At 39.7% G+C, this 24,772-nt stretch carries 20 protein-coding genes; 9 read left to right on the top strand and 11 right to left on the bottom strand.

The window, feature by feature from the left end; genetic code table 11:
• Positions 1 to 14 precede the first annotated feature (14 nt).
• The 4 genes from HYU69_04695 to HYU69_04680 all read right to left on the bottom strand — a co-directional run bounded on the left by HYU69_04695 (position 15) and on the right by HYU69_04680 (position 8,625).
• Positions 15 to 3,719 (bottom strand): carboxypeptidase regulatory-like domain-containing protein, encoded by a 3,705-nt coding sequence (locus HYU69_04695; GenBank protein ID MBI2269640.1) that lies wholly within the window; start codon positions 3,717 to 3,719, stop codon positions 15 to 17.
• Positions 3,720 to 4,425: 706 nt separating this feature from the next.
• Complete coding sequence (locus HYU69_04690; protein ID MBI2269639.1) at positions 4,426 to 5,172, bottom strand: response regulator transcription factor; 747 nt, start codon at positions 5,170 to 5,172, stop codon at positions 4,426 to 4,428.
• Between the two features lie 147 nt (positions 5,173 to 5,319).
• Positions 5,320 to 8,301, bottom strand: coding sequence for a histidine kinase (locus tag HYU69_04685; protein ID MBI2269638.1), 2,982 nt, complete (start codon positions 8,299 to 8,301; stop codon positions 5,320 to 5,322).
• Positions 8,302 to 8,625: a hypothetical protein gene (locus HYU69_04680; protein MBI2269637.1), complete on the bottom strand. Its 324-nt coding sequence runs from the start codon at positions 8,623 to 8,625 to the stop codon at positions 8,302 to 8,304.
• Between the two features lie 62 nt (positions 8,626 to 8,687).
• Here HYU69_04680 and HYU69_04675 point away from each other — a divergent pair, with 62 nt between their 5' ends.
• The 3 genes from HYU69_04675 to HYU69_04665 all read left to right on the top strand — a co-directional run bounded on the left by HYU69_04675 (position 8,688) and on the right by HYU69_04665 (position 12,265).
• The gene (locus HYU69_04675) at positions 8,688 to 9,143 is read left to right on the top strand and encodes a hypothetical protein (protein MBI2269636.1); all 456 of its coding nucleotides are present in this window, start codon (positions 8,688 to 8,690) and stop codon (positions 9,141 to 9,143) included.
• 72 nt (positions 9,144 to 9,215) lie between these two features.
• Positions 9,216 to 9,740, top strand: a complete 525-nt coding sequence (locus HYU69_04670) for a hypothetical protein (protein ID MBI2269635.1) — start codon at positions 9,216 to 9,218, stop codon at positions 9,738 to 9,740.
• Positions 9,741 to 9,847: 107 nt separating this feature from the next.
• Positions 9,848 to 12,265 carry a TonB-dependent receptor gene (locus HYU69_04665; GenBank protein ID MBI2269634.1) on the top strand — a complete coding sequence of 806 codons (2,418 nt, stop codon included), beginning with the start codon at positions 9,848 to 9,850 and terminating at the stop codon, positions 12,263 to 12,265.
• Between the two features lie 590 nt (positions 12,266 to 12,855).
• On the opposite strand, the gene HYU69_04660 is transcribed toward HYU69_04665, so the two are convergent.
• Positions 12,856 to 14,205 (bottom strand): adenosylhomocysteinase, encoded by a 1,350-nt coding sequence (locus tag HYU69_04660; protein MBI2269633.1) that lies wholly within the window; start codon positions 14,203 to 14,205, stop codon positions 12,856 to 12,858.
• A 144-nt stretch (positions 14,206 to 14,349) separates the two neighbouring features.
• Here HYU69_04660 and HYU69_04655 point away from each other — a divergent pair, with 144 nt between their 5' ends.
• The 5 genes from HYU69_04655 to lptB all read left to right on the top strand — a co-directional run bounded on the left by HYU69_04655 (position 14,350) and on the right by lptB (position 19,931).
• Complete coding sequence (locus HYU69_04655) at positions 14,350 to 14,976, top strand: 4'-phosphopantetheinyl transferase superfamily protein (protein ID MBI2269632.1); 627 nt, start codon at positions 14,350 to 14,352, stop codon at positions 14,974 to 14,976.
• Between the two features lie 26 nt (positions 14,977 to 15,002).
• Positions 15,003 to 15,752 (top strand): geranylgeranylglyceryl/heptaprenylglyceryl phosphate synthase, encoded by a 750-nt coding sequence (locus tag HYU69_04650; GenBank protein ID MBI2269631.1) that lies wholly within the window; start codon positions 15,003 to 15,005, stop codon positions 15,750 to 15,752.
• Positions 15,753 to 15,763: 11 nt separating this feature from the next.
• Positions 15,764 to 16,393, top strand: a complete 630-nt coding sequence (locus HYU69_04645) for a thiamine phosphate synthase (GenBank protein ID MBI2269630.1) — start codon at positions 15,764 to 15,766, stop codon at positions 16,391 to 16,393.
• A gap of 304 nt (positions 16,394 to 16,697) precedes the next feature.
• Positions 16,698 to 19,103: a carboxypeptidase-like regulatory domain-containing protein gene (locus tag HYU69_04640; GenBank protein ID MBI2269629.1), complete on the top strand. Its 2,406-nt coding sequence runs from the start codon at positions 16,698 to 16,700 to the stop codon at positions 19,101 to 19,103.
• Positions 19,104 to 19,205: 102 nt separating this feature from the next.
• Entirely contained in the window at positions 19,206 to 19,931 is a 726-nt protein-coding gene (gene lptB / locus HYU69_04635) for an LPS export ABC transporter ATP-binding protein (protein MBI2269628.1), read from the top strand.
• 37 nt (positions 19,932 to 19,968) lie between these two features.
• Here the strand turns inward: lptB and HYU69_04630 are convergent, their stop codons facing one another.
• From HYU69_04630 to HYU69_04605, 6 genes are all read right to left on the bottom strand, one after another.
• The gene (locus HYU69_04630) at positions 19,969 to 20,277 is read right to left on the bottom strand and encodes a type II toxin-antitoxin system RelE/ParE family toxin (protein ID MBI2269627.1); all 309 of its coding nucleotides are present in this window, start codon (positions 20,275 to 20,277) and stop codon (positions 19,969 to 19,971) included.
• On the bottom strand, positions 20,271 to 20,501 hold the full coding sequence (locus tag HYU69_04625) for a hypothetical protein (GenBank protein ID MBI2269626.1): 231 nt from the start codon (positions 20,499 to 20,501) through the stop codon (positions 20,271 to 20,273). Before HYU69_04625 ends, HYU69_04630 begins: the two co-directional genes overlap by 7 nt.
• A gap of 106 nt (positions 20,502 to 20,607) precedes the next feature.
• Positions 20,608 to 21,267 (bottom strand): DUF2461 domain-containing protein, encoded by a 660-nt coding sequence (locus HYU69_04620; protein MBI2269625.1) that lies wholly within the window; start codon positions 21,265 to 21,267, stop codon positions 20,608 to 20,610.
• Positions 21,268 to 21,407: 140 nt separating this feature from the next.
• Positions 21,408 to 21,932, bottom strand: coding sequence for a hypothetical protein (locus tag HYU69_04615; protein ID MBI2269624.1), 525 nt, complete (start codon positions 21,930 to 21,932; stop codon positions 21,408 to 21,410).
• 259 nt (positions 21,933 to 22,191) lie between these two features.
• Entirely contained in the window at positions 22,192 to 23,937 is a 1,746-nt protein-coding gene (locus HYU69_04610) for a hypothetical protein (GenBank protein MBI2269623.1), read from the bottom strand.
• A gap of 85 nt (positions 23,938 to 24,022) precedes the next feature.
• The gene (locus HYU69_04605; protein MBI2269622.1) at positions 24,023 to 24,406 is read right to left on the bottom strand and encodes a DUF983 domain-containing protein; all 384 of its coding nucleotides are present in this window, start codon (positions 24,404 to 24,406) and stop codon (positions 24,023 to 24,025) included.
• A gap of 241 nt (positions 24,407 to 24,647) precedes the next feature.
• Here HYU69_04605 and HYU69_04600 point away from each other — a divergent pair.
• The coding region (locus HYU69_04600; protein MBI2269621.1) for an ABC transporter ATP-binding protein at positions 24,648 to 24,772 on the top strand (125 nt) is incomplete at its 3' end.

Raw genomic sequence — 24,772 nt, 5'->3', positions numbered from 1 at the left:
AAATATTTCTCTGATCAAAAACCCAACATAAAGCCAAGACGAATACTCCTGGGCATACTATATAGACCCGGATTATTAACTTTAACCGAATACAAATCATTAAAAGCAGTCGGGCTGTTTTGTGAAGCACTGTATTTTTGTCCATCAGGTGAAGAAAGAAAACCATCATCATTTGCGTTGCCGGTATAACGATAGGCGGCAAGCACATTCTGAGTATTAAGCAGGTTAAGAAATACAATATACACATTTAAAGAGCCGGTTTTAGCAGCTTTTCCTTCCTGCTCAGCTCTCCAGGTCATTATAAGGTTCTTGTCGATCTTAAGATCAAGCCAGTACGACCATGGAAGGTTAGATCCATTTATGTTTCCGCTTAGTGATGAGCGTTGCGAAATTCCGGTTGCCACATCCTGAGTTACGTTGGTTTGTCTGCTGAAAGGGGTGCCGGAACCTGCTCTCATAGCCAAATTGAATCCTACGTCCTGCAGTAATTTCAGGACTTTTTCCTGTTCCTGTCCTTTGTGGCGGATCCAAACGGGGCCATTGTATTCCCCCTTGGTGCCAAAGCGATAGTCAAGTACCACGTTCATTGTATGACGCCTGTCAATATTAAGAGGAATCAATGTCCTTAAATTTGGTAATCCGGCAGAAACTAAATTAAGCCCGTCGGTTGCACCTGAACCGGTACCATCAGCAAACTGCAGTGTATAGTTGGCGCCTATCTGAACATTATTTGTTCTACGCAGATCGAAGGATACTGAAAATCCTTTAATAGTAGAAAAGTCAATATTGTCAAACGTCAAATATTGCGAGGGGTATGCCTGTATAACATTTCTTACTTGAATTAAATTGCGTGACTCTTTATAAAAAGCGGATAAAGTGATTGCTGCATTTTTACGTTCATTAAGAACTTGTTTATAACCGATCTCATAACTGGTTGTGCGTTGTGGCTGCAGGGCAGCATTGCTTACAAAAGGAGATTGGCCGCTGTAAGTCCAGAATAGATATTCAGTCGGAAGTGCTAAGTTATTGCCGGGGCGCTGTGTTGTAATGTCGTAGTTGGCGTTGAATTGAGCAAGATCAGATATTGGGAAGGCAAAAGCTATACGAGGCATTAAATTGATCTGAGGTTCATAATCTTTAAAAGCTTTTGAACTGATAGCCGAACTGTTCGGATCAACCAGATATGGATATAATTTACTTATACTTGCATTTTTGGCTAACACATTGGGGTCGTTCACTTCTGTGCCTTGAGGGTTATACCATTTGTCTTCATTGCGGTACCCGACAATTTTCGATGGGTTTTTAACATCATCTACGTAAACAACATAATCATTACCAATACTGGTAGGGTGATTACCAAGATTACTAACCTCACCGACTGTTTTCATTTCATACAGCGAGTATTTATCTTTTAATACTTTTTGGTTGGCGTCATACCTATCAATGCGTAAACCTAAACGGAATTTCAGATCTTCTATATCAAACTGATCCTGAATGTACCCTGCAATATAAATAGGTTGCAATGCACCGATCTGGCGTTTAAAGTTGCCTGCAGGGTCTTTGTCATTAAAGAATGCGTCAAAGCTGGGTGTAGCACTTGATTTTTTTCCTGTATAATCATACCCCCAATATGAAACCAGTGCGCTTCCATTGTTAAATAGTTCATCCGGGCTGAACATTCCTAATGAATAAAAACTAGGAGCATAGGCATCAGTATTTATTAAACTAGTATTGTTAATTTGCATTCCGAGCTTTTCACGTAAATTTTTGTCAAACTGCTTTTGGCTGTTCCCATCATATTTTTGATCATAAAAAATGTAATCATAAGTGCCGCCAAGATTCACTCTTGTAGGATTCGCCGTATCCAATTGCGTCAGGTGGCTGTTTGTTAATTGACGCATCAATGTCCATAGGTCAATAGGATTGACATTGAAGCCACGTTGTATCCGCTGTTCATATTCAAATCCGATCTGGATATTGTGCTTTTTAACGCTTGCCGAAAAACTTGTATAAACCCGAAAGATATCATCATTCCTGATGCTATAACCATTGTATTGCCGGCCGGTATTGTACCATAATGAATATATGTTGCCCGGCCTGTCGCCATTTAATAAACCCAAACCATTTTGAATTTCATTGAAATTGTGAACCTTATTATTCTCGTATTGATAATATTGTGATGTATAATTTGCTCCTGTTTGATTTATTGTGGCCGGAGTGAAGAGTACCAATGAATCGCCGGGTGCTCCGGTCTGCACGAAAGCGTTTTTCGAAGCGCTATAAGAAAAATTCGGGTAATATTGGTCACTTCCTGCATCGTAGAAGGTATATCTTGTTCTCAGCCTGTCGAATTTCCCGACATAACCATAGTCAAAAAAATTGTCTTTGTGGTCGGCATCCTGCGTAACAGACATGTTTTTGGTATATTCTGCCTGTAAAGTATAAACAGCATTTGTAATAGTTGAGTTTGATTTGTCCTTTTCCGTTTCAGTCTTTGTATTAAAGCGCTGAACCAGACGCGCATTTACACGATACGTATTGTTTATTGTTTGCGGGTTGTTTTGCGGATTGAAGAGCGCATATTCATATACAAATGCAGATTGGTTATTGTAAGAATAGTTTCCTCCAATGGTAAGGTCGGTATTGTCAGCAATTTTAAACTGGAGTTTACCATTTAAGTTGATACCTGATTGAGCAACATTCTGGCGGAATTTTATTTTTTCAAGGTCATTCATTGTGATGAATTCGGCAGCGCGTAAATTTCCGGCTCCTGTAGGAGAAGGTATTAATGGATTTTCTTCCAGACCTTTCAGAACATCATCTTTTACTTTATACGAACCAATTGCTGATGGGTTAGGGTCTTTTCTGTGAATGAATTCACCTGAAAGAACAAAGCCTATTACAGCTTTTTTATTTCCTGCTGTATCGCGTTTTGAATAGAGGGGGCTGCCAAGGCTGAAGCCTAATAGATTATGGCCAAAAGCATCCAGGTATTGTGATGATTCACCCTGTACCGAAGCGAAGAATTTTGGCTGAACACCGCGTGTGGTGATGGAAACTATACCACCCGTGGCATCACCGTATTGTGCAGGAATACCACCGGTAATTGTTGTGATTTGCTCCACACCTAGTTGTGATACACCAAAGCCGCCGATCACACGAACACCGTCAATGAAATAAGAAGTAGCATCCGCCCGAGATCCACGTATACTTAATGCGCCTCCCTGATCGGCCTGGAATACACCGGCTGTTTGTGCAACAATGGTGTTAACGTTTTTCTGCGCCATATTAATGAACTGGTCGCGTGTGATGGTTGAACCTGATTTGGTTTCAGGGTCGATGAGAGGAGCCTTGTATTCGGATACTTCAACGGCTTTCAATTCAACACCACCTGCTACGGTTGACATAGAAAGCTTAGGGTAAGTAACTTTATCGGCAGACACAATAATACCTGTTTGCTGTATTGTTTGATAGCCGACAAAAGTGGCTTTTACATCATATTTTCCGGGAGGGAGTGCTGTAAATTGAACTTCACCGTCAAGGTTGGTTTGGTTAATAGCGACTTTAGCGCCATTTTGTTCAACCAATACATTCGCAAAAGGCATAGGCTCGCCGTTGGATTTATCAACGAGTTTTATTTTTAATGAGCCAGTTTGCGCGTATGACAATACTGTTCCGGCTACAACGAAAGAAAAGACGAGTAGTATTTTTCGTAGCATTTTGAGAAGTTTATGTTAAACGTAATATGATTTATTTTGTACAATGCGAAGGGCGAATATAGGAATAATTGTCAAAAAGTTATAAAAATTTATTTCCATCTTTATTTTCCCTATAAGACACTTCATATCAGCTATTTAAATTTTAATTTCATTCTTCCTGGCAGCGGTTTGTATGCTGTAAATTTGCCATTTTTTTTTACGCGTCATTTATTTGTTTTTTGGTCTGTTCCGGACAAGCCTGAAGGTTAAGCCCCACGCTTTTTGTTTAAGCTTCCTGCTTGCCCGGCGACCACCTTTTCCTACTTTCTCTTTCTGTTGAAGGAAAAGAATGTTAATCTATTTAACTTGTTATTACTACTATTACATTGTAAATAATAAACGCTAAGGTTGCAGCACCGCACCAGCGAATCCATGAGTCGACCACTCTGTGGTAACTGACTCTTCTTTTCGAAATTGCCTTCATGATCTTTAGGTTTTGGTTATGACAATATTACGCAGTAAAAACAGTGTTTATTGTGGCATTCTTCCGAAGGGAGGTGCTTACTTTTTAAGTGGTGGGATAATTATGATAAACGGTTACCTATTTAGTTCAAGGTTCAAAGTTCAAAGTTAAACGGGGTCGATGAGATAGATGCTGTTTGGCAATCAGGAGCAATATTCGAGGACAATCAAACATTGAACATTGAACCCGGAACATTGAACAAAACTAATGTCCACCCAGCTTTTCGAGGAATTCGATCTTTTTTCTGCGTGATACTTCAACCTGTGAGTTATCAGATAGCACTACATAGCCGCCTTCTCCCTTAATGTATTTTTTTACATGATCGAGATTCACTAAATGTGAGCGGTGCACACGGAAAAAATTCTCTCCTTCAAACATTTCTTCGTATTCGCCCAGTGTTCGGGATGACATGATCTTTTTGCCGTTGTTCAAAATGAAATATGTATAGTTGCCGTCCGAATCACAACGGATGATATCTGTAAGGTTTATAAAAACCAAACCATCGCCATCAGGAATTGCAACCTTTTTCAGCTTGGACTCGCTTTTTACATTGGAAAGAAGTGTCTTGTATTTATCGCCCAGTGATTTTTTACTTAAACGTTTTTCTTCCACCCTTTTTACCGCATGTTTAAGATCTTCGGGATCTATGGGTTTCAACAGGTAATCAACCGCGCTGAATTTGATCGCCCGGATGGCATAATGATCATAGGCGGTGATGAACACTACATCAAAATCAATGTCCTTTATTTTTTCAAGCAGATCAAATCCGCTGCCATTGGGCATTTCAATATCAAGAAAAACCAACTCCGGTTCGTATTTCTGTATCGCTGTTAGCGCGCTGGTCATGGAATCAGCTTTGGCGAGTATATGTACCTGCGGGCAATATTTTTCAAGGATCAGGGCTAAAGATTCGCGTGATCCGTTTTCGTCATCTACAAGTATTGCTTTCATGCTTTTGTTTAAAGTTTATGAGGTAACATTGAATAATTTGTTTTTCAAAATGTAAAAAAGTTGGCAGAAGGCAGTTTACAGTTGGCAATGATTGCTGTTTGCCAACTGCAAACTGATCTTTGCCAACTGAATGCTTTTGTGCGCTGGTCAACTGCTTTCAACGGGTACAAATATTACAATGCGTGTCCCGGCAGGGTTTCCGTTAGCATCTGTTAAATCTACAACTTCTTCGCTTAAGCTGGTGTTGTTATTATTAATATGATTCAGAATAGACAGGCGTTCTTTCGTAATTGACATGCCAAGCGAACGATGCTGGCTGATCCTGCTTTTGTTTGATTCTTTCGCTTTAGCGCGCCCTATACCATTGTCTTCTATTGTGCAAATAATAAAATCATCATTTTTTGTAAGATCAATGAGCAGTTTGCCATTCCCTGTTTTTGGTAACAAGCCGTGGATAATAGCGTTTTCAATATAAGGTTGTATTAACATGGAAGGTATCTCTTCGTTGTTAACATCTATTTTCGGATCGACCCTGAAGATGTATTCAAATTTATTGTCGAAACGCATAGCTTCCAGCTCGAGATATAGTTTTAACGTATCAAGTTCATCTTTAATAGTGATCGAAGGCTGTTTGGTATTTTCCATAATTGCCCTCATCAATTTGGCGAAACGGGAAAGATATTTTAAAGCTGCATCGGATTCGTTGTTCGCGATATAGTGCTGAATGGAACTCATTATATTAAAGATAAAATGCGGATTCATCTGGGAACGTAAGGCAAGGAGTTCAACATTCGCGATGCGTTTTTGAAGTTCGGAGCGCTGTCGTTCCTGTGTACGTACAAGATTTATGCGATAATAAATGAACAGGAACACCGCAGTGATTATTCCGATCGTTGCAAGCGTCCTGAACCACCATGTTTTCCAAAATGGCGGAACAATAGTGAATGAAAATTGTGTTGGCTGTTTATTCCAAACACCTTCATTATTTGAGCTGATCACTTTAAATGTATAATGCCCGGCCGGCAGGCTGGAATATTTTACGAAGTTCTCACTGGTTACAGGCGCCCATTGTTTATCCGCGCCTTCAAGTATATATCGATACCGGACTTTGGCCGGATTGGTCAGGCACACGCCGATAAATCCGAATGAAATGGTATTCTCATCATAGGACAGTTTGCAATTGTTGTTTAATACAGTATCCTTTTCGGCAAGAGCAATGCTGATAATGCTTGTTTTGGGTTCAAGGGTGTTTAACCGATCCTCTGACGGAGTATATTTTATGAGGCCATTAACGGTGCCAAACCAAAGGCTTCCATCAGGTTCCTTGAACGCGCCATTCGTATTACATTCAACACCCTGGAATCCTTCTTCCTTCGCGTAGGGCTGAATTCGTTTTTCCCCGCTTTTCCTGAATTCGTTTACATTTATTTTATTGATACCCTGGTTTGTGCCTGCCCATAAAAATCCTTTATCATCGAGGAGCATTACATAAACCAGGTCGGAACTCATGCCGTCCGACTCGCTGAAATGGGTGGTTTGTTTTCCGTCGTACATGAACACGCCGTCAAGTGTTCCGAAAAAAAGATCTCCTTCGGTATCCTGAAGTATACTGAAAACAGAATTACTGGTAACTCCTATCTGTTTTGAGTATTCGGCAAATTCTTTTCCGTCATACTTAAACAAGCCGCCAAGATATGTGCCGAGCCATATGGTATTATTCTTATCCTGCGCTATTGTCCATACATCGAAGTTTCCTTTCGGACTTTGAAGAGGAATTGTTTTGAAATTTTTTCCATCATACAACGCAATACGGTTATTTTGTCCCAGCCATATGATCCCGGTGTTGTCAATATAAAGCGCAGTTACCGAATCGCTGGTAAGTCCGTTCTTTTTAGTATAGTTTACAAAAGTGTGTCCGTCAAATTTACTGAGACCGTTATTGGTTCCGATCCACAGATCATTGTTCTTGTCAAGTACTGCGGCATTCACATCATTTCCGCTTAATCCGTTTTTGGTGGTATAGTTAGTGAAAGTTTTTCCGTCATAAATATAAAACCCTCCGTTTTTAGTGCCTATAAACAGGTTGTTGTTTTTGTCGCGTAAGATCTGGTATATAAATGTGCTTTGCATTCCTTCCTTCTCTGCAAATAAGCCAAACACATCACTCCGGTATCGATACAGGCCGTTGTACGTTCCGATCCAGAAATTGCCTTCATAATCCGTATAAAGACTTTCAATGATATTACTGTTAAGTTCGGGTCCCGGAACATATTTTTTAAATGAAATGCCATTTGGTGAATGAATGATCTTGCATAGTCCTTTTTCTGTTCCAGCCCATACGTTTTTTAGCGCGTCTGTTTGCACGGTTTTAATTTCATTGTCGGGCAAGCCTTGTTGTATAAAGTAGTTTTCAAACTTATTTTTACTGAGTACACTTAAGCCGTTACTGGTGCCGATCCATAAATTTCCATTTAAGTCGCTGCACAGGGTTCTTATGCTTTTATCAGGCAATCCATCATTGACTGAATAATTTGTAATTTTCTTGTTTGCGTATGAGCATAATCCCTGGGAAGTGCCGATCCAGATCAGGTGCGCAGCATCTTCATGTAAACACAATACATCGTTTGAGATGAGTCCGTTGCCGGAGTTAATGAGTTCAAATCGTTCTCCATCGTATTTACAGATCCCGTTGCCTGTAGCGAACCAAATATTTCCTTCAAAGTCAGTTAAAGAAGCGCGGATGGAATTGTCGGGCAGGCCATTTGCAGTAGTATATGATGTAAATTTTCCATTGTTAAATTTGTTCACTCCATCAATTGTGCCAATCCATATATTTCCCTGTTTGTCTTCTGTGATTGATCTGACGGAATGGTGTATGAGTCCGTTCTTAGGACTGTAATTTGTAAATGTGCGACCGTTGAATTTGCTTAAGCCGCCGTAGCCACCTGTCCATAAATTGCCTTTGCTGTCCTGGAAAATGGCAGATACCTGTATAAATGGCAAACCATTATCAACTGAGTAATTCCGGAAGTAATAGGATTGCGCGAATAGGGGAGATAAAGAAATTAATAATGAAAAATTAATAATTAATAATGCGCAACAGCTCCTATATTCTGTATGTTTCTTCAATCAGACTTTTTGTTTTTTTGAAAACCAGCGTTTGAGAAAGAATTCGCGTTTGTGTTGGTTGTTTCGAATAGCAGTTTTCCTGTCTTTTTTCATTCTTTTTCGCACTTCTTTTGTCTGAATACGTTTATGGTGCTCTTTAATTTTCTTTTTTTCGGCTCGTTCGTTCCTTCGTTTTTCTTTCCACATCTTTTTTGCTTCTTTGCGTTGGGCGCGTGTGGTTTTAGGCTGTTGTTCTTTGTCTGTTTTGGCTGCCTCCTGGGCAAATGCTATTAAAGGCATAAAAAGGACAGCAAATAGGATTATGCGCTTATATATTTTGCTCATAAATTGGGAATGTGGGGTAACAATTATACGAAAATTTACACACTCTTTTAAAAAGGGCATAAATGCCCTATCTTTACAGCATTATGTTTAATACAGGAAAATATATTTTTATTGGGTTATTGTTTTGTTTTATATGCAATAGCTGCAAAAAAAATTCGGAGAATAATAAGAGCGGTGTTCCAACCGCGCCGGTTGACATGTATATTTATATCACCAGTAATCCGGCTTTGAACAGCCCGACAGGCTGGGTGTATGTGAACGGAGGAGTACGTGGAATTCTTGTTTATCGTAAAAACAGTACCGACTTTATGGCGTATGAACGCAATTGTACATATACGCCATCAGATGCCTGTGCGAGAATTAACGGAGAGCCGGGTGGTATTTTTGCCATTGATACTTGCTGCGGTTCAAAATTTTTAATGAGCGATGGAAGTGTAAATGTTGGTCCTGCAACTATTCCATTAACAAAGTATCAGGCCACTTTCGACGGTACAAATACTATTCATATTTTTAATTAATTGATAGTAAACTGAGGGCGATCGTTCTTTCTGTTTAAATTGTTTGCCCCGGTAAAAAGGCATTTTTATTTTATGAGAAGAGTGTTTTCGTGCTTATTCCTTATTCTGTTTCTCTACAACATTGTGGGATATTACCCTGTGTTCCTGTATTTTCAGAGCCAGGTAAAGGATGAGGTGTATCAAAAAATTAAAAATCCCGTTCCCCAGAATGACTTAACTGTATTTGTTTTTGATGGGGATGAATATAAAAGCCTTGAATGGGTTGAAAGAAATGAGTTCCGTTATAAAGGAAATTTATATGATGTGGTAAGAAAGAAAACGGATGGCAATGGGAATATTGTAGTCGAAGTTCTTAATGACAAAAAAGAAAAGGAACTTATTGTTAACCTTAAAGAGCAAACGCAACAAAACACAGAGAATCCGGCAACAGGAAAAGGCGGACAAAAGCTACCCGAGTTTTTTTCAAATCTTTATTTGCCAACAAATAATCAGAATTCTTTTATTCAGGAGAAATCCATTCAATTACCGTGCAGGTTTCAATCTTCACTCATTTCTTGTATCAGAGAAATTCCCTCCCCCCCACCCAGGTTAGTTTAATTGATTTTTATTTTTTCTTTCATAATAAGGACGTGGATAAATAATCTCCATCGTTTTTGTATGATAGTTTATTTTTTTCAAAATTAAAATAGTTAAACTGATCGAATATGAAAAGGAGATTTATGGTAATATTTTTATGGATATGGTCTGTGACGGGCTATACCCAGACAGTAAAAGTGATTGACAACAATGCTTTACAGGCATTACCGGGTTGTGCTATTTATAGCAAAAATCCGAATTTGTCAACCACAACCAATGCAAAGGGTCAGGCTGACATTTCTGCTTTTAAAAATGCTGACAGTATTTTTTTTCGGTTTATAAGTTTTAAAGAATCGGTATATAGTTATAAGCAGCTTGAAGCCATGCAATTTAAAGTTGAAATGGTGGAAGATAATATTTCACTGAATGAAGTGGTCGTCTCTTCAAATCGTTGGGAAGAGAAGCAAGTTGAAGTTCCCGCTCGTGTTGAGAAAATAGGCAGGCGGGATGTTGCTTTTAAGAACCCTCAGACAACAGCAGATATGTTGGAGACAAGCGGGTATGCTTATATTCAAAAGAGTCAGCAGGCAGGAGGCTCACCAAACCTGAGAGGCTTCGCGACCAATCGTGTAATGATCGTTGTGGATCGTGTTCGGATGAACAATGCTATTTTTCGTGCCGGCAACCTTCAGAATGTAATATCGATAGATGCCAATGCGCTTGAAAGCACTGAAATTCTTTTCGGGCCCGGAGCGGTAATGTATGGCAGCGATGCAATAGGCGGTGTGATGGATTTCCATACGTTAAAGCCGAAATTCTCTGAAGGGGATAAGTTGTTATTCACCGGAAATGTATTTGGCCGCTTCTCTTCAGCGAATAATGAAAAAACAGGTCATATGGATTTAAGCATCGGGTTGAAAAAATGGGCGTTTACAACCAGTTATACTTACGCCGACTATGCCGATCTGCGTGCCGGTTCAAAAGGGAATTCTTATTTCCTTCGTCCTTCATACGTGAAGACAGTAAATGGAAAAGATTCCATGTTTGTGAACAGCGATTCCTCTTTGCAGGTCGGTTCTGCATTCAGCCAAACAAATTTTATGCAAAAAATTCGGTTTAAACCGAATGAAGCATGGGATTTTGATTATGCATTTCATTACTCTGAAACCTCTGACGCCGGGCGGTATGACCGGCTGGTGCAGGATTTAAATAGCGATGGTAAACTTGATAATGCGGAATGGTATTATGGTCCCCAAAAGTGGATGATGAATCGTCTGGGCATTTCTAATACAAAAAGCAGCAAGCTGTATGACCAATTACGTTTTGCAGCAGCTATGCAGGATTATGAGGAAAGCCGCCATGACCGAAAGTTTAATGACAATCGACTTCGTAACCAGACAGAAACTGTTGACGCTCTTTCATTCAATCTTGATTTAGACAAAAGGATAAATGAAAAAGCGATATTGTTCTTCGGGGCGGAGTTTGTTCACAATAAAGTAGGTTCGGTCGCCAACCGGGTACACAGGGTAACATTTGCAGAAACACCAACCACCACGCGCTATCCTGATGGTTCAACCTGGCGGGCATACGGAGCTTTTACGAATTTGAAATACAAGTTAAATTCAAAATGGATCATGAACGCGGGGGCACGTTACACCCAATACATGATAAAAGCTGATTTTGACACTTCGCTGTTCCCTTTCCCGTTTGTTCATGCGGAAAACAGTAATGGCGCCTTAAATGGCAGCATTGGTTTTGTTTTCAGTCCTAACACCACATGGCAGTTGTATCTGAATGGATCAACCGGCTTTCGCGCTCCCAATATAGATGATCTGGGGAAGGTGTTTGATTCACAGGCCGAAAGTGTGGTTGTTCCCAATGCAGATCTTAAGCCGGAATATGCTTACAATGCGGAAATAGGCACGGCTAAAACGTTTGGCAGCTTTCTGAAAGCAGATTTTGCCGCATATTACACTTTGTTGAAGGATGCTTTGGCCCGCAGAAATTTTCAATATAACGGACAAGACAGTATTATTTACGATGGACAGTTGAGCCAGGTATTGGCAGTCCAAAACATCACTGCTGCCAATGTTTATGGTGTGCAGGCAGGTATTGAATTCAGTTTTGGTAAAGGGGTCGGATTAAAAAGCACGATCAGCTATCAGCGGGGTGAAGAACAAAGTGAAGATAGTTTAATCTATTACCCTAAACCGCATGTTGCGCCTTTGTTTGGAGGTACTCATTTGTTTTATGAGCGCAAAAAACTCAAGTTTGATCTTTACGCATTATATAATGGTAAAATGGATTTTGAGCGTCTTCCTTTGGTTGATCGTATTGATAATTCGTCTTTCGCTAAAGATGCAAACGGAAATCCTTTTACTCCCGGCTGGTATACACTTAATTTTAAAGCAGCATGGTTCATCAATCAATACCTTGTTTTAAACGCAGGACTTGAAAATATCACCGATCAACTGTATCGGCCGTATTCATCAGGTATAAGTGCTGCAGGCAGGAACATTACCGCGGCATTGCGTGTGCGTTTTTAGAGTATAATTTACCCCATTTTTGATAGAGTTTCGCACCTTTCCCGATTAAGGAAAAGTGAATAAACAAGAAACAATTTATTACATTTATGGAAATGTTGTTACGAAAGAAAGATGTAATGTCATCTAAGAATGACTTTATATCCGTTATTTTCCTTTCTATGTAATAATGGCAAATAAATAAATCCTTTAAGATAATTAGACAAAGTAACGTGTAGACTTTCCCAAAGGTTGCGTTATCCCTTTGTCTAATGTAAGCTATGAGTAAAACCCATAGTTTCCAAATTTGCTTCGTTTCTTTGTATTCTATTATATTAGGAATACAAATTGGTGTTGCAATAGGAAAAGCAGTCAAATAAATTTGATTGCTAATAAAGGAGGATGAATTAAAAAACTTCCTCCTTTTATTATTTATTTGTTCTATACTTATTAGTTTCATAATTTCCTTAATCGGGAAAGGTGCGTAGAGTTTTCTATTTATAACTGGAGGAAGCCTTTTCAGGACTATTGTTGGCAAAATAAAAAGGGCTGAAATTGCTCGTTGCAATCTCAGCCCTTTTATATGAAAGGCGGGTTTTAAACCCGCTTTACTTTTAATACCTGTATGTATCCTTCTTAAACGGACCGTTTTTAGGAACGTCAATGTATTTAGCCTGTTGATCAGTTAATGTGTCAATCTCTACACCAACTTTTTTCAAGTGCAGGCGGGCTACTTTCTCATCCAGGTGTTTTGGCAACGTATAAACTTTGTTTTCATATTTGCCTGGATTCATCCATAGTTCCAATTGAGCAAGTGTTTGGTTGGTAAACGAGTTGCTCATTACAAATGAAGGGTGACCCATTGCGCAACCAAGGTTTACCAAACGGCCTTCAGCAAGTACGATAATATCTTTACCATCAACAGTATATTTGTCAACCTGTGGTTTAATGGTGTCTTTTGTTTTGCCATGGTTTTTGTTCAGCCAGGCCATGTCAATTTCATTATCAAAATGACCAATGTTACAAACAACGGCATTGTGTTTCATAGCTTTGAAATGGCGGTCAGTAATGATGTTGAAATTACCGGTAGCGGTAACCACAATATCAGCTTCTTTAATAGCCTCGTCCATTTTTTTCACTTCATAACCTTCCATGGCGGCTTGTAACGCGCATATCGGGTCGATTTCAGTTACAATAACACGAACTTTTGAATCTTTTAATGACTCAGCGGAACCTTTTCCTACATCACCGTAACCGGCAACAACAGCAACTTTTCCGGCAAGCATAAGGTCAGTGGCCCTGCGTATAGCATCCACCAATGATTCGCGGCAGCCGTATTTATTATCGAATTTGGATTTTGTAACAGAATCGTTAACGTTAATAGCCGGAAGCGGTAAAGTTCCTTTGGTTACACGTTCATGTAAGCGAAGAACACCTGTAGTGGTCTCTTCAGAGATGCCTTTAATATCCTTTACAAGATGTGGGTATAGATCCAAAACCATATTGGTAAGGTCGCCGCCATCATCAAGTATCATATTCAATGGTTTTCTGTCTTCACCAAAGAAAAGTGTTTGTTCAATGCACCAGTCGAATTCTTCGTTGGTCATTCCTTTCCAGGCATAAACAGGAATACCCGCAGCGGCAATAGCTGCAGCAGCGTGGTCCTGTGTTGAAAAAATATTGCAGGATGACCAGGTAACATCAGCACCCAGTTCAACCAATGTTTCGATCAACACAGCGGTTTGAATGGTCATATGCAGGCAACCGGCAATGCGGGCACCTTTTAATGGCTTTTTCGGACCAAATTCTTCGCGGAGCGACATTAAGCCGGGCATTTCCTGCTCAGCCAATTTTATTTCTTTACGACCCCACTCGGCCAATGATATATCCTTTACTTTGTATTTTAAAAACGGAGGAGGATTTTTACCCGAAGTTTTCTTTTCAGCAGTTGCTGTTTGTGCCATGTTTTTTTATTTTTAATTTGATTATCAGAATTTTAGCCTGCAAATGTATGAAAGTGACCTTAAAAGCCCAAAAAATTATAGGTTATTATTCGACAAGGATGATCACAAAATTATTTATTAATATACTGATAATGAACTATATATATGCCATTGCTGTTCAATAAGCATATTACCCCCAATAGTCAGCTGGCTTTGTGGCATATCACCGAAGGCGTTGATGGACTATTGTTGCTACTTAACTGCAGGATCGATCCATTGGTATTAAATGTAAATGAGCAGTTGAAGAAACAGCGTATTAGCGCCAGGATATTAGTGAACCTGTTATGCACGGAACCCTGTAACGAAATTAAATATGACAGTTATAACAAACCCTCCCTGATGAATTCGACCACAAAAATTTCAATTTCACACGCGCATGATCGGGTAGCAGTGATAATCAACAAGGTTAACGAAACAGGTATTGATATTGAGCTTATTAAATCAAAGGTTGAACGTATTGCCCGGCGGTTCATGAGTGAAGCGGAGCTTAAACAGTTGGATAATAATAACCGGATCGAACAATTGATCACCTATTGGTGTGCTAAAGAAACGCTTTACAAATACTATGGCAAAAAGGAATTGTTGTTCCGTGAAAATATTTTTGTTGAACCTTTCGCTCAAAATGCAAGTGGAAAGCTGGTTGGACATATAAAAACATCACACATCAACATTGATGTGTCTCTTTGTTACGAAAAAACAGGTGATTACATGTTGGTTTATGTTAATGATTAATTAATATTGTAAAACTAAACGAAAGTATATTGGCTTCCATATACACTACAATTCAGGAAAAAATTCGTTCCGGGCAAAAACAACTTGCTGTTTTGATCGACCCCGATAAATTTGAGTCAACTGAAATTGTTGAAATCGCAAATGACGCTAAAGTTGATTATTTTTTTGTGGGAGGAAGCCTTATGGCCGGAGGAAGCATTGAGCGCTGCATAAAGGAAATAAAAAAACATTCCACTATACCTGTCATTATTTTCCCGGGAAGCACAATGCAGATTTGTGATAAAGCGGATGGTATTTTATTGATATCTCTTATATCCGGCCGCAATCCCGATCTGTTAATCGGACAGCATGTTGTTGCAGCCCCGTATTTAAAGCACAGTGGTCTCGAAATACTTTCAACCGGTTATATTTTAGTTGACAGCGGCCAACAAACCAGTGCCTCCTATATCAGTAATACGATGCCGCTTCCGCATGATAAAAGCGATATCGCGGCCTGTACTGCAATGGCAGGTGAAATGCTGGGACTTAAACTGATCTATCTTGATGGCGGAAGCGGGGCGCTTAAACCGGTAAGCGGACAAATGATTAAAAGTGTTAAAGAAAATATTAGGGTACCATTGGTTGTTGGAGGCGGTATAAAGTCGGTTGAACAAGCGAATATAGCTGTACAGGCCGGAGCGGATATACTTGTTATCGGTAACGCGCTTGAGAGTGATGCCGGACTTTTATTATCAATAGCGGAGGCTGTTCATAAGGGTATTATTTTGAATAATTAAGTGGGGATTGTATGAAGCTGATACTGATTTCATCATCATCGGGTATTGAAAAGGAAGTAGAGATATTAACGAGTCTGTTTGAAAAGGGGCTTCAGACACTACATCTCCGCAAGCCGAAATATTCCACGCCAAAACTCAGGAAGTTTCTGCAAAGTATTCCATCTAAATACCATAACCGTATAATTATTCATTCGCATCACAACCTGGCCTTAAAATTTGATCTGAAGGGGATACATCTTACCAAATCCCATAAACGGAGAAGGCTCAAGACCTGGTTTACACTTATGATGATCAGAAGACGGAAGCCCGGTATTTTGGTTACAACTTCATACACTAAGCTTGGAAATATACTGGAAGCCGAAAAGCAATACAATTATGTTTTTCTCAGTCCTATCTTCGACAGTTCAACATCCAAGTACCAGGCCGGGTTTACCGAGCATAGCCTGATAGGCACATTGAAAAAGACACCTTATAAAGTTATAGCACGCGGGGGAGTTGATGTTGATCATATAGCGAAAGTGCAGGAGATTGGATTTTACGGACTTGCAATCCACAGTTCTATATGGAATATTGATGATCCTGTAACTGAATTTGAAAGTTATATTAATAAGTTTAAAGAGCTTGGTATCCCTGCTGAATGAGTCTTCCCTTTGAACAGCTTTTTCTAGTGCAGTATACACACCAGCAGCGTTGGCCAGTTTGCTTTCCGCAAACTCATATAGCCATGGTATAAATGTAGGCCCGGAACCCTTTTTCTCCAGCCGGAATTCCTTCAGGATGATCCCAACTAATGTTGATACTAAAAAGGTATAAGCCCAATGGTATAATGCCGATCGAAAGAAGAATACAATTTTTAATTGGACTCCTGAATTATATGGTGCAGTCATGGATAATTGAAACAAAAGCTGCGCACACTGCGTAAAAAAATGTATTTTAATAGTTTAAATGGCACTACGTATTATGAGAGGTTTATTTTGTGTGATAGCAATTTTATTGCTGACAGGTGGAGCCTTTGCGCAGACAAGAGTTACCGGTAAGATACTCGATGCTAAAACCAAGGAGCCTTTACCATTTGTAAATGTTATTTTCAAAGGCACGAAGAATGGTGCCACCAGTGATTTTGACGGCAATTACGATATAAGCACCAATGCGGTTTCGGATTCTGTTGTCGCGACCTTTGTTGGATATAAGAGTACGACGGTCGGGATCAGGCGTAATGTCTCCCAGAACATTACAATTTTATTGGAAGAGAATGCTATCAACCTGCAGGTGGTTGAAGTGAAAGCGGGTGAAAATCCGGCTCACCGGATATTGCGTAAAGTGATCGCTCATAAACCTAAAAATGACAGAGATCTTTTGGATGCATACCAGTATGAATCTTACAACAAGCTGGAGTTCGATCTGAATAATATCAACAAGGAATTCAAGAATCGGAAAATAATGAAACCCATTAAATTTATTTTTGATAATATTGACAGCACAAACAGGAGTGAAAAACCTTTTCTCCCGCTTTTTATAACCGAAACGCTTTCCGATTATTATTATCGCCGCGATCCGAAAGAGAAAAAGGAAGTTGTAAAAGCAAGTAAAATTTCCGGTGTGCAGAACTCCAGTATATCACAATTTCTGGGCGATATGTATCTGAATCTTAATGTCTATGAAAACAGCATTATTCTATTCTCCAAGGGTTTTGCCAGTCCCGTTTCTGATAATGGACTTTTCTTTTATAAGTATTACCTGATCGATAGTATGTATGTTGACAATCACTGGTGCTACCAGATCCAATTCAAGCCCAAACGCAAACAGGAATTTTGTTTTGAGGGAAACATGTGGATCGCGGATACAACGTTCGCTATTAAGCGCCTGGAGATGAGTATAGCCAATGATGCCAATATTAATTTTATTAATGGCTTGTCTGTGATACAGGATTACGAACGTGTTGACAGCGTTTGGATGCTCCATAAAGATAAGCTGGTGATCGACTTTTCGGTTAAGGACAATACAATGGGGATATACGGACGTAAAACAACTTCGTATAAAAACTTTGTCATTAACAAACCACATTTCGGCGACTTTTATTCAGATGCCACTAACCTGGTTGTTGATGATGAGGCGTTGAAGAGGAATGATGACTATTGGAATGGTGTGCGCCATGATACACTCACTAAAAATGAAAAGGCTATTTACAAAATGGTTGATACCATTCAAACGCTTCCTATATATAAAACCTGGGTGGATATTGTGACAATTTTTATAAGCGGGTATAAAACATTTAATTACTTTGATATTGGTCCCTATTATAACCTGGCAAGTTTTAACGGAATAGAGGGTTGGCGTTTGCGTTTCGGGGGCCGTACAAGTATTGCTTTCAGCGAATGGTATGAACTGAACGGATACGTAGCTTACGGAATAAAGGATAAGCAGTTCAAATACAGTATGGGTTACAAAACATTTTTATCCAAGAAGCCCAGGATAATAGCCGGTGTATCTTACAAGAATGATTACGAAGTGCTGGGACAAAGCGCAACCGCTTTTTCGCAGGATAATATCCTGTCATCCGTTTTCAGGGCGCGATCGCTTAAAAACATGACGGCTATTGAAAAGACCGAAGCTTTTTATGAACAGGAGTGGTATCCCGGATTCAGCAATAAGTTGCTTTTTACGAACAGGATATTTAGCCAGATATTGGGTGACAAATATTTATTTAATACACTCAACAGCAAACTGGATGAACGGGAATTCATTAATGCGTCTGAATTTAGTCTTGTTACACGTTATGCGCGTGATGAAAAATTTGTTGGTGATGGATTTACCCGTACCAGTCTTGGAACACGCTCGCCTGTGTTAACCTTTCAGTATACGTATGGAGGGAGCGGCATTTTTGGAGGGGAGTATGATTATCACAGAATGGTAGCGAGCATTGATGATCGTTTGTATTTCACCCCTTTCGGCTTTATTCATCCCGGTAATGAAACATACATTTACGATTACTCTTCCTACAACCTCATGAATTTTTTCGAGTTTGTGAGCGACCGCTATATTACGATTTCCATATTTCACCACTTTGACGGGTTCTTTTTTAACCGTATTCCGTTATTCAGAAAGTTGAAATGGAGAGAAGTGTTTATCGCGAAAGGATTGCTGGGACACTTAAACCCTAAGAATCTTGATGTAACTGTTCTGCCAAACGGTTTATCCTGGCTGGATAAGGGCGCTTATGCCGAAGTAGGCGCGGGCGTTGAAAATATCGCCAAAATTTTCCGCTTTGATGCTTTCTGGAGATTGACGTACTTAGATAAACCGGATATTTCTAAATTTGGTATACGGGGCTCTATTCAACTTTCATTCTGATACAGCGTACTACGAAGCTTATGTTACATAATTCAAATAAAGTAAAATATGAATCAGGATTTACTGAAGTCGCAATCTTATTCAGGCAATGGGCGTAGTAGTATGATTTTACGTACAGAAAATATTACCAAAAAATATAAAAGCCGCGCGGTGGCAAAAGATGTGTCGGTGCAGGTAAGCCAGGGCGAGATTGTTGGGTTGCTGGGTCCTAATGGTGCGGGGAAAACCACATCGTTTTATATGATCGTGGGAATGATAAAACCGAACTCCGGTAAAATTTTCCTGGATGACACAGATATTACCGAACAGCCCATGTACAAACGCGCCCAGATGGGTATTGGTTATTTGCCGCAGGAGGCATCGGTATTCCGCAAGCTGAGTGTGGAGGATAACATAAAGGCCATTCTTGAAATGACAAAGCTTGATAAAAAGGAACAGGCCGAAAAACTGGAGCTGCTGCTGGATGAATTCGGCCTGCAGCATATACGCAAAAGCATCGGCGACCGGCTTTCGGGCGGTGAGCGCAGAAGAACAGAGATAGCACGCTGCCTCGCTGTTGATCCTAAATTTATTTTACTCGACGAACCTTTTGCCGGTGTTGATCCCATTGCTGTTGAAGATATACAGGCCGTAGTGCATAAGCTGAAAGCAAAAAATATCGGCATATTGATCACCGACCACAATGTACACGAAACATTAAGTATCACCGACCGGGCCTACCTGTTGTTTGAAGGCTCTATCCTTAAAGCCGGTTCGGCCGAAGACCTTGCGAATGATGAGCAGGTGAGGAAGGTTTATTTGGGGAAGAATTTTGAGTTGAGGAAGTAGGTCCTCACCCTTCTCAAAAAAGTGCACAATGGGAAAATCAATGCTCCAGTGGTTCTCTGCTGGTATGTCTCACTCTTAATATTTCAATGGTATCAACTTCTATTTTGTATGTTATGCGGTAACTGTAAATAATATAGGCTCTGTAATTCCCTTTATTATTTATTTTGAGTTGAGCCGCTTTGTATATTTCCTTGCCTGTTTCTAAAACAGCTGTGGATACCAAAATAGCCGAGCGCACTTTTTTAGCATTTTGCTCAGAATCTTTTTTAATGTATTTGTAAATATCTTTTAGTTGTTCTTTGGCTAAGTCAGCCCAAATTATTTTATAAGCTTTACCTTTTACCATCCCTTCATTTCTTTTTTCAAATCCTCTTGTGTTGTGAATTTCCCCTTGGCTATTTGCTTTTCTGCTTTGGCTATTTCTTTATTATATTGCTTAACGCTTATCCGTTGGCCGGATGGTTCTATGTGTAATATGTTTTTTACCATAGATAGCAATAATTCTTGTTGCTTGTTTGATAACAGAGGCAAATAAGCGTTTAACTCTTTTTTTATTGCAGTAGCTGTCATAGTAATTATGATTTTAGATACGATGCAAAGTTAATAATTTTCGGATGTTTTTTGAAAACAAGGCAAGTGCGTTAGCACCCTCTCCTTCGGAGAGGGCAGGGTGAGGCTAATCCATCGCCCTTCTCAAAAACAAATTCAATGCATACATCGCTTTGAATGTTTCAACACATTGTTTTAAGAATGTTTTGGAAGTGAGCACTTTTGAATTCAGATCTTTATAGGCAATAAAGCTTTTTAATTTTAACAATTCAAGTGCGGGATTTTCTTTATCATACCCTTTGGGTGGATTGACAAGTTTATCCTCCTGGCTTAATTTTCCGAAATGCTTTTTGAAATTTTTATCGTTCACTATTTTTTGAAATTCGGGGAGATTGTAATCGATCTCCTGGCGAATGGCATTCAGTTTATCAGCTTCTGGCATCCATACGCCACCTGCAATAAAGGCCGCTCCCGGCTCAATATGAATATAATAACCGGGCAGGTTTGATTTTTTCCCGCCTGGATTAATAATGGCGCCAAAATTGGTTTTGTAGGGAGATTTGTTTTTCGAAAAGCGTACATCTCGGTTTATGCGGAATAAACACTTTTTGCCTTCAAGTCCCGTCACAGCCTTGTCGAAACGTGCAAGTTCGGGTATGAGGGTGTCAACAAAAGTCTGAAAATCCTTTCTCGCAGTTTCGTATGCCGGACGGTTTTTATCAAACCATTCTTTGTTGTTGTTCTTTTTTAACGAAGCTAAAAACTTTAATGTTTGAGGATTTAACATAACAGGAGATTATGAAATTAACCAATTGTCGATTTGTAGGTTGGGGCTAAAGCCGGAGATACTGAATTTTAATTGCCCCGGCATTAATGCCGGGGCAATTAAATTGGCTGGGAAATGAGGGTTTTAGCCCAAGTCTTTTTTTACTTTTTAATGATCACTTCTTTTTTAATAATGGAATCTTTGCCGCATTTTTTCATGCACTCTTCTTTTTCATCATCGTTTTTCATTCCGCAGTCTTCTTTGTCCATTCCGCAGTGGCCTTTGTCAGAACCCATCATACAGCCACTACCCATACCCATTCCGCAGGATCCATGATGCATTCCCATTCCCATTCCATGTCCCATTCCGCAACCCATCATTTTGTTGCCACAACCCTGCATCATCTGTTCACAACAACCGCCCTGCATTGTTGCACTCATGCACATCATGCGTTTGTGTTTCCCCATGCCGCTCATTTCACAGCCGCCCATTTTTTTATGTCCGCACATGCGGCAGCTGGCTGCAACAGAACATAACATTAATCCCATAATAAAAACGACAATGGCTATGCCGGCATACCGGTACCATTTACTCAGTTGATTTTTATTAATATATATCAATAAAAAAAGCGCGGCAATTAAAACAAGCGTTTCAAAAGCAAGTGCAAGGTTAAGTTTTACAAGCATGGTGTTTAATTGTGTTAGTTTATTCCTCTAAGGTACTCAAGACAATTCAATAAAAAAAGTTTGTGTTTGCGGCTAAATACCAAAATGGTAATTCAGTTGTCGGTGCTGGGTTTGAGCGTGTCTGTCATCCAAAAATTTTTGTATAAGCTTGCCGGAGCCCGACTTCGACTTAGCCAGCCTGACGAGTCGGGCTGTTTGTTGCATAGTATTTCTTGAGATAGTTTTTCAGAAGGTTCTGTATTAATGTGGAACAAATATTTTACTGCCCCTTTTGCCTTTTAAGCTCTTCCGCTTTGTTTTTGTAAATGGTTTCTTCTTCAATTTTTCCCAGGTTATGCAGACTCACTGCCGCATTTATGTACAGGTCGGGGTCGTTGGGAGATAGTTTAATGCCTTCCTGCGCGTAAGCCAGTGAACTTGTAAAGTCCCCTTTGAGGCCATAGGCAGTAGCCAGGTATTTTAATGCTTCTGTGTTTTGCGGGTTCACTTCATAAGCTTTCCGGAAGTATAAAATAGCGTTGTTAAGGTCGTTTTTTTGCTGGCCGTATATAGTTCCTATGCGCACCATAACATTGTCGTCTTTTGAGTTTTGTTTGGAGATCACTAAAAAGTCATTCAGCGCGGCATCGAATTTATTCTGCATATAATAGTAAGAAGCACGATTGAAATAACTCAACACTATGCGGTTATCACCCGGGTATTTTTTTATTGTATTCGACCAAAGTGTATCATCGTTCTTCCATACCTGTACCTGCTGGTATGTTTTGTAGCATAATACCAATGAATATATTCCGGCCGCACCCAGGAGTATTTTGCCCATTTGTTTAGTGTTGGACGAAGTAACATAGTGTTGGATAAATGCTCCAATAATGCAAAACAAGCCTATATATGGTACGTATGAATATCGATCGGAAATAATGGCTCTGCCAACTGGAAAGTATTGCAGCACAAGGGCTATAGAAGCTAGGTAAAAACCCATGCCAAACAATATCCATCGGCTTAACGAGTTTTGCTTTACCGCAATATATATCACAGCAGCAATAATAGAAAGTGTTACAGCTAGTGTTGTGTATAACTCTGAGGGAATGACGTCGATGTTCCAATATGAATTGGTAAGCGGGTAGGGATAAGGGTAAAAAGCCGAAAGCCCTGTGGGAACAAGCATTTTTGAAATATACATGGTGAAGCCATAGGAGGCATGCAGCAACCTGCTGAATGCAGGAAATGTTAAAGCGGTAGTTGCATTGCCGGCAGCCTGCATTTTTATGGCTATAATTCCCATCACTATTGCATAGGCCACAAATGGGATCTTTTCAGCAATGAGTTTTACGCTGAATTTTCGTTTCACCAGGTAATCCACACAAAGTAAAACTACCGGGAAGGAAGCCGCCATTGCCTTCGAAAGCATGCTTAGCGCAAATAAAAGCATGGTAAGTATATACCATTTTAGCGCGAAGTTGGAAGTAATATACCTCCAATAGGTAACAAGTCCGGTGAGAAAGAAGAATGTATAAAGTACATCTTTACGTTCAGAGATCCAGGCTACACTTTCCACATGCATGGGGTGTATGCCAAACCATAATGAAACGATCGACGCGAGGATGATCTTTTTATCGCTAAGCAGGTAAATAAATACAAATACAAGTGCGGTATTGAAGAGGTGCAACAGCAGGTTGGTGAACTGAAAAGGAAAAGGTGTAACACCTTCGTGGTAATTAAGGGCGAGCGACAATGTGGTAAGCGGGTGATAGTTGGCGTAAAGACCCCCATCCTCCTTAAATATACGCGCAATACCATTGGCAGAAAGATCCTTTATTAGTTCGTTGTTTGTAACATAGGCCATATCATCCCATGTTTTCAAAAAATCATTGTTGAATAAAGGGGTGTAACAAAGCAGTGTTACCAGTACAATTCCTCCAGCTATAAGCCATGTTTTTTTGGTTTCCGGCTTGGGGCTTTGTTGTACCGGTTTGTTTGGTTGAGATTGTTTGTTCTTTTTTCCCATGTTAAGCGTCGGCACTATTTATGCAGGCCCGTTATTTCAAGAACAAAGTAAGGGATAAATTTTAAAAATGTATGTGTTTTACCGATCAACTTTTATTCGCCGCCGGATCATATTTCACAAACAGATTGATCCATACCAGCCGCGAAGTACGGAAAAATACGGGGCCCAAAAGGACTATCAGTGCAGGAAAGAAATATAAAAAATGAATATCATCAATTTTGAAAACAACAGTACTTAATAAGTACGTGAGAATGCCAAATCCTACCGTCATACCATAGCTGGCATAAGTAGCTCCATAATAAAAGCCAGGTTCACGTTCAAAATCCTGCCCGCAAACGGGACAACGTTTATGCATCTTGTCAAATTTCTTCAGGTTGTATGGGTTGGTTGTTTCATAAAAATTCCCTTCATGGCAACGCGGACATTTAGCCTTTACTATGCTGTATAATTTGGTTCCCCTGAAATTCATAAAATATACTTGCAAAAGTACAATATAACAGGAATAAAGGGGTATGATAATTATCAGGGCCATATTATAGATATGCTCGGTGTTGGTTTCGCGCGAAGAAAAAGAGAGATAAAAGAGGTTTGTTAAAAGCCTTTGCGCTCTTTGCGCTTTTGCAGGAAAAGGTAAAGCTTATTTTTGCCTGACCCTTATAGCGCTCAACCAGTTACATTTCGTACCTTTGCAGGCTTAAAAATAGTGGAAGATGATATCGGTAAATGGAATGAGTGTTGGGTTTGGAGGTTCTTTTCTTTTTGAGGACATCTCTTTTCTGATCAACCAAAAGGACAGGGTAGGACTTGCAGGTAAAAATGGGGCGGGAAAATCCAC

This window comes from Bacteroidota bacterium (genome assembly GCA_016183775.1).
GTDB lineage: Bacteria > Bacteroidota > Bacteroidia > JABDFU01 > JABDFU01 > JABDFU01.
This window is presented reverse-complemented; position numbering and strand designations above follow the sequence as displayed.